This is a genomic window from Stenotrophomonas sp. P5_B8 (assembly GCF_054049855.1).
In genome coordinates, this window is sequence record NZ_JBFULO010000330.1 from 1 (window position 1) to 4,534 (window position 4,534).

The window sequence follows — 4,534 nt, forward strand, 5'->3', positions numbered from 1 at the left end:
GGCAAGGACACCATCGCGGTGGCAGGCAGCACACCCAGCAACAAGAGCGTAAGCAGCAAGGGCGCGGAGACGTAGGAGGCGAGTTCGGCCTGGTTGGTCTCCAACGCGTTCTGCACCATGCTGCGATCGATCAGCACGCCGTAGTGGAGCATGAAGTAGGTGCACGCCGCGCTGATGATGACCAGCAGTGCCAGCAGCGGCTTGCGCAGGTAGGGCAGCGCCAGCAACGGCGTGAGCAGGATGTTGAACGCACAGAAGAGGAAGATCGGCAGGCTGATCAGGAACAGCACGCTGCGCGGCGTGTTCAGCGACAGGTGGGTCCATAGCGTTTGCCACAGTGCGATGTTCCCCGCGGTGGTGAAGAACAGCGCGGCGATCCAGGTCAATTGCACTGCGGTGAGCCGAATCGAGGTCAGACGTTGAAGCACGCGCATTCTTCCGTGAAGTGAAAAGTGCGCGCAGTATCGAAACGGGTGTATCAGGAAGTTGTCAGGGACGTGCTTCTGTCTTGCCTATGCCAACAGGATCACCGCCCAGACAGCACCGACCATCAGCAACGCCGTGGTCTGCGCGGCACTGCCCATGTCCTTGGCGTTCTTGGAGAGTGGGTGGATATCGAGCGAGATACGATCGACCACGGCCTCGATGGCGGAGTTGAGAAGCTCGACCAGCAGGCTGATGAAGCTGACCGCCAGCATCAACGCACGTTCGGCCGGGCTGAGATCAAGCACGAATGTGGTCGCCATCAGCAGGCCATGCAGGACCAGCAGCTGCCGGAACGCCGCTTCGCTGCGGATGGTGGCCAGGAAGCCGTCACGGGAATGGATCAGCGTATGAAACACCCGGTTCAACCCGGTTTTGCCATGGGGATACTTGCCGGTTCCGGTGGGGCCTGACGATTGCATCTGCATCTCACAAAGGGCTTGGTCTCTGTGGAGGATTGAGAAAGCCGCGTCAGAAAGCCGTCAGKATGGCGCCACTACGGCGCGCTGCACGTGTTCATGCCGTGCCAGGCATGTCGAGCGTGAACCGGCAACCGTTGGCCGAGCTTGCTACGGCCATCCGCCAGCCCAGGTGATCCACAATGCGTTGCACGATGGACAGGCCCAGCCCTTCGCCGCTGTGGCGCAGGCTGGGCTGGAAGCGCTGGAACTGCTGCGGATCGACGCTGGGCGGCAGGCCGGGGCCGGTGTCGGCGATGATCAGCGTGGTGCCCTGCACGATGATGCGTATTTCGCCTTCATCGGTGTACTGGCATGCATTGCGCAGCAGGTTCCAGACCACGCTGCGCGCCAGCTCGGCGTTGGTGTGGAGGCGCGGGTCCTGCGGCGCTTCCATGTGCAGGACCACTGGCTTGCGTGCCAACCAGGGCTCGCAGCGGGCCATGCAGTCTTCAATCAGGGGGCGCAGCGGAACGTCTTCCCTGGCCAGCCGCTGCGGATCACGCGAGAGGAGCAGCAGGCAGGTCAGTTGGCGCTGCATTTCCTGCGTGGTGCGCAGGATGCGCTCGCCGCTGGCCCGCAGGGGACTGTCGGCGGGCAGTTGGTGAGCGATGGTTTCCGCTGCGCCGGCAATGATGGCCAGTGGCGTGCGCAGTTCATGGCTGGCATCGCCCACGAAGCACCGCTCGCGCTGCAGGAACTGTTCGGCTTCATCGCTGTGCTGCGCGAACGCCCGTGCCAGTACGCCGATCTCGTCGCGCGCATCCTGGAACGGAAACGGCATCTCCTTGCGTTCCACGGCGTCGGCCAGGCGGGTGATGGGGGCGATGACACGGGCCGAGGTGAGTCGTCCGATCCAGAACGCGAAGAGGATGCATAGCAGGATGACCAGCAGCGCGTAGCCGTCGATGACGTGCTCGAGATACTGGTAACGCTCTGCATCCTGGCGAAGGTAGTAGCGTTGCCCGTCGACGTCGAACACCAGTAGGTGCCAGACGTCGGGCTTGCCGACGCTGTAGTAGCCCGGCGCATAGGTTCGCAGCGCTTGCGGCGCGGTGTGCGCGTCGTAAAACTGGCTGCCATTGGCCATGACCGGCGTGGCGCCGTTGGCTATGTCCGCTTTCAGCCGATGCATCTCGCTGTGCAGGCTTCTGGAAATGACGTATGCGCGCAGCTCGTCGTAGTCGAGCTGCTCGGCGGCGACCACAAAGCCCATGACCGCCACCATCAGGAGCACGAAGGACACCGTAATGCGTGTCCGGAGCATCATCGGCCGGTACATTGATTTCACTGCCCGGTCGCCTTCGCGGGGCGCTGCATGCGCCATCCCACGCCATGCACTGTTTCGATCAGTGGCGATGCGAAGCTCTTGTCGGTGTGCTGGCGCAGCTCGTGGATGTGCGTGCGCAAGGCACCACTTTCTGGCGGATGGTCGCCCCACAGCAGATACTCCATCTCCTGCTTCCTGACCACGGCAGGCGCGGCGCGCACCAGACACAGCAGCAGCTTGTGTGTACTGGGGGTCAGATTGATGGCCTGGCCTTGCCGCCACGCCTGTGGCGCACGGGTATCCACCTTGAGATCTTCCCAGGCCAGGGTGCCTTGCACGTGTCTGCCCTGGGCGCGGCGCACCAGGGCCTGGATGCGGGCATCCAGCTCCCTGAGCGAAAAGGGCTTGACCAGATAATCGTCCGCGCCCAGCGCCAGGCCCTGCACGCGGTCATCGACGGGGTCGCGCGCGGTCAACATCAGGATGGGCACCGGATTCTGGAACTCTTCGCGGAGCTTGTGGCACAGCGTCATTCCGTCCAGCCGCGGCAGCATCAGATCCAGCAGGATGGCGTCGTAATCGTTCTGCGTAGCCAGCCGCAGCCCGGTGGCGCCATCCCGTGCATCGTCCAGCACATAGCCCAACGGCTCGAAGAAGGCGTACAGGTTTGCGACCAACTCAGGGTTGTCTTCAATGATGAGCAGGCGGGTCATGGATCGTTGGCATCATGGAGCGTGTGAGGGACTTTGAAGGATTGCTGCGCCATTGCCAAGGCGCAGCGGGCGGACGCGCCACGCAGGCGTTGTTCTTTGCGGAGAGACGGTCGCGCCCTTCCGTCGCATCGGCCCGATCTTGACACGCTGCGAACCCCGGCTTCACTCTCCTTGCAGGGTCGCATCGGGATCATGCCTATCCTTCCTTCAAATCGCAGTCGGTTGGCCACCCGCAGGGCATGCGGTGGCGTCTGCCAAGAAGGTTTCCCCAATGTTCATCCTCGTTGGCGCGCTTCTGATCACGGTCATATCAGTGGCGAGGATGCCTAGTACGGAGTTTCCGATGACCGGCAAGTTTCTGATCCTGGGTGTTCGCGCTGAAATGGCCGACGCGCAGACGATAAAAATGCTGCAACAACTGGATGTCCAGTGCCAATCGTGCATGCAGGAATGCAGGTTGTCCGAGGGGGAAGGATTGGTGGACGTGCAAGGCGCGGGTCTGCTCAACTGCCCCCACTGTGGCGAACACCAGGCCGTCAGCCGCGCGCGGTTCGAGCAGTTTCTGCAGATGCAGGTGCTGAAGACCTGACGGATGTATCAGCGCCAGACAGCATTGCTCTCGCGAAGGATGCTTGGCTGTATTCCGGACATGGGGTTGGGCGGGCATTTCAATCGCGCGCCGGGCGCGGAGCGCGCCAGCCGCCGCTGATGATGAAGTCGAGCACGCCCACCACCAGCAGCGAGGCACCCACCAACGGGAACACCACCCCGCCAATGCACAGCAGCGCGAACACGATGGCCACCGTTCGCCGTTGCCTCGGCAGCGCAGGCACGCCCATCCCGCCGACCGGCCGCCGCTTCCACCACATCACCGCGCCGCTGATGCACAGCATGAGGATCGCGGCGCAGGCGGCGACCAGCAACAGGCGATTGAACGTGCCGTATTCCTGTCCCAGGTGCACGTTGATGCCCCATTCCAGCCCACGCCCCAGCACGCCGTACTCGGCGTAGCCCATGTCCAGCAGCACCCGGCCGCTGTATTGGTCCAGGTGCACCACACGCTGGCCTGCCACGTCCTCGGGGTAGACCGAGGCGGTGTACACGCCCATCGGACCGCGCGGCAGCGCCACGCTGTAACCGGGTGCCAGGCCGAGGCCGTTGATGCGTTGCAGCGCGGCGTCGATGCCGATGCTGCCAGGTTGGGCGGCGAGATCGCCCAGTGCACCACTGCCGTGCCCCTCGTGCCCGGCATGGCTATCGGCAGGCGCGTGTTCGGCGTGGCGCAGGGATGACACCGGCACTTGCGCCTGCCGCATCGACCAGGTGGGCGTGGTGGTGTCGGCCAGCCGCTGGTGCGACATCGGCACCTGCACGCGCACGCCAGCCGGATAGCCGTAGTCCTGCCCGTTGGCCCACGCGTTGACCTGCTTGCCCCACACCACCGACCAGGGCATGCCGGTGACCGCCAGGAACAGCAGCGCCAGCCCCACCCAGACACCGGTCACCGCATGCAGGTCGCGCCAGAACAGGCGCTGGGCCGGCCGGCCACGCACCGTGGTGACGCCACCGTTGCGCCCGCGCGGCCACCACAGGTAGACACCGGTCAACAC

General features: G+C 64.3%; 6 protein-coding genes. 1 reads left to right on the forward strand and 5 read right to left on the reverse strand.

Annotated elements, in window-relative coordinates; all coding sequences use genetic code 11:
- From ACXJKH_RS15645 to ACXJKH_RS15660, 4 genes are all read right to left on the reverse strand, one after another.
- Positions 1-434, reverse strand: a 434-nt coding sequence (locus tag ACXJKH_RS15645; RefSeq protein WP_457320652.1) for a phosphoethanolamine transferase domain-containing protein, incomplete at its 3' end; no start/stop codon positions are given.
- Positions 435-512: 78 nt separating this feature from the next.
- Positions 513-905, reverse strand: a complete 393-nt coding sequence (locus ACXJKH_RS15650; protein WP_457320654.1) for a diacylglycerol kinase — start codon at positions 903-905, stop codon at positions 513-515.
- Between the two features lie 94 nt (positions 906-999).
- Complete coding sequence (locus tag ACXJKH_RS15655; RefSeq protein ID WP_457320656.1) at positions 1,000-2,211, reverse strand: sensor histidine kinase; 1,212 nt, start codon at positions 2,209-2,211, stop codon at positions 1,000-1,002.
- Between the two features lie 17 nt (positions 2,212-2,228).
- Positions 2,229-2,924 carry a response regulator transcription factor gene (locus tag ACXJKH_RS15660; RefSeq protein ID WP_457320659.1) on the reverse strand — a complete coding sequence of 232 codons (696 nt, stop codon included), beginning with the start codon at positions 2,922-2,924 and terminating at the stop codon, positions 2,229-2,231.
- Between the two features lie 343 nt (positions 2,925-3,267).
- Here ACXJKH_RS15660 and ACXJKH_RS15665 point away from each other — a divergent pair, with 343 nt between their 5' ends.
- The gene (locus tag ACXJKH_RS15665) at positions 3,268-3,513 is read left to right on the forward strand and encodes a hypothetical protein (RefSeq protein ID WP_457320661.1); all 246 of its coding nucleotides are present in this window, start codon (positions 3,268-3,270) and stop codon (positions 3,511-3,513) included.
- Positions 3,514-3,592: 79 nt separating this feature from the next.
- On the opposite strand, the gene ACXJKH_RS15670 is transcribed toward ACXJKH_RS15665, so the two are convergent.
- Positions 3,593-4,534: PepSY-associated TM helix domain-containing protein (locus tag ACXJKH_RS15670; protein ID WP_457320663.1), on the reverse strand; the 942-nt coding region annotated here is incomplete at its 5' end.